Source organism: Actinomadura soli, from assembly GCF_005889715.1.
Taxonomy (GTDB): domain Bacteria; phylum Actinomycetota; class Actinomycetes; order Streptosporangiales; family Streptosporangiaceae; genus Spirillospora; species Spirillospora soli.
Map to the genome: position 1 here is coordinate 1 of NZ_VCKW01000511.1, position 2,257 is coordinate 2,257.

1 protein-coding gene is annotated in these 2,257 nt (G+C 68.8%); it reads right to left on the reverse strand.

The annotated features are described in order from the left end of the window. A partial coding sequence (locus tag ETD83_RS41325; protein ID WP_138650686.1) for a condensation domain-containing protein occupies positions 1–2,257 on the reverse strand: 2,257 nt, incomplete at both ends.

Genomic DNA, 2,257 nt, shown 5'->3' on the forward strand with positions numbered 1-2,257 from the left:
CCCGACGACAACGCCACCCCCACATCCAGCACCGACGCATCGAAACCGAACGAGGCGAACTGCAACACCCCAACACCCGGGCCCGCACCCATCACCGGCCCAAACACCGACACCACATTCGCCAAACCACCATGGGTAACCGCCACCCCCTTCGGCCGCCCCGTCGACCCAGAGGTGTAAATCACATACGCCAACCCCGCACGATCCCGTTCGACCAGCAACCGGGTATCGGGGTGCTCCACCGACGCGGCGAGGTCATCCTCGGTCAAGATCAGGGCCGCGCCGCTGTCGGCGGCCATGAACGCCATGCGCTCGGCCGGAACCCCCGGATCCACCGGCAGATACGCGCCACCCGCCTTCCACACCCCCACAATCGCCACGACCATCTCGATACCGCGCGGCAGCCGCACCGCCACCACCGACTCCGCGCCCACACCCCGGTCAGCCAGATAATGCGCCACCCGGTTCGCGCGAACGTCCAACTCCCCGTAGGTCAGTTCGGTGCCCTCGAAGACCACTGCGACCGCGTCCGGGGTCCGGCGCGCCTGGGCCTCGAACAGCTCCACCACCAGCCCTGCCGGGGCATCCACCGCCGTGTCGTTCCATCCCGACACCACGAGGTCCCGCTCCTGCTGGTCGAGGACATCCAGCGTGTTGAGAGCTGTGTCCGGAGCGCCGTCGAGCGTTGCAGCGAGTGCGGTGACCACGTTCTCGATCGCGGTGCACACCAGTCGGCCGACCGCAGCCGCATCAATAGTGCTGAACGCCTCCACGCTGAGCGTCAGCTCTTCATGGCCCAGGTCGTCCACCGCCACGGTCAGCGGGTAGTTGGTCTGCTCCTGGGTGAGGACGCTATGGATGCCCTCCAGCCCGCGCTGTCCGGTGTTGTCGGCCCCTCGCCACACGTGGCGATAGTTGAAGAGCGAGGTGAACACAGGGGCGTTGCCCACGATCCCGCTGGCCCGCTGGGCGATCGCCAAGGGGGCGTGCTCGTGCTCAAGCAAAGCCGCCAACTGCGACCGCATCGCCTCGACAGCCGCCCGGACGCCTGTGCGACCGGTCTGCGCCCGCACCGGGAGGGTGTTGATGAAAGGCCCAAGGACCCGGTCTGCGCTATCGCCGGCGTTCATTCGCCCGAACATCACCGTGCCGAACACGACGTCGTCGCGGCCGGACAGCACGCTCAGCACCCGCGCCCACGCCACATGCAGCACCGTCGCGGGGCTGACGCCCAGCTGTTGCGCCACATTTCGCAGCCGGATCACGGACTCCCCGGGGACCGGGGTCAGTGCGGAGACGATTTCGGTGTCGGCGCTGTGCACGTCGAGCAGTCCGAACGGTGCGGTCGGTTCGGTCACGTCGCCGAGCAGGTCCGCGAAGAACCGCTCGTGCTGGGACCGGTCGATTCCCCGGGTGTGGGCCACGAAGTCGCGGAACGGCGCCGCGGGCGCCAAGGCCGCGCCCTGCCCGGACAGGACCGTCCTCAACTCGTGCAGCAGCACGTCGAGGCCGAAGCGGTCCTGCACCATGTGGTGCATCCGCACCAGCCCGAGCCATCGGTTCTCCGGTGCCTCGACCACATGGAGGTCCATCAACGGGGCCTGGACGAGGTCCATCACCGACCCCACCTTGGCCAGCAGTGCGGCCGCCGGGTCGGTCTCGGCCGGGTCCCCGGCGTACTCGACGACCGGCAGCCGTGCGTGACGCCACACCACCTGGACGGGCTCGCGCAGTCCTTCCCAGACCACGCCCGTGCGGTAGATGTCGTGGCGGTCCACGACCTGCTGCAACGCCTGGACGACCGCATGGAGCCGTGCCCGCGAGTCGAACTCCACGACTTGTGCGGTGACGTACACGTCCGCGCCGTCATCGGCGAGCAGATGATGGAAGAGCATCCCTTCCTGCAGCGGAGTCAGCGGATACACGTCCGCCACGTTGGTGGCGCCGCCGTCCACGGTGGCGACCACCCGGTCGATTTCGGTCTGGGTCAGCTCCACCAGGGGCAGCATGTCGGGGGTGATGTGCTGGGCGCCTGGCGGGATCAGGTTGGCCGGGACCACGACCGGATCGGCCGCCGCCGCCCGCGCCAACCCCGCCGGAGTCGGAGACTCAAACAACGCCCGCACCGCGACATGAACCCCGCGTGCCCGCAGCCGCTCCACCAGCGACACCGCCAGCAGCGAATGCCCGCCCAGGCGGAAGAAATCATCGTCCATCGACACCGCGTCCACGCCCAGCACCTGCGCGAACACCTCAC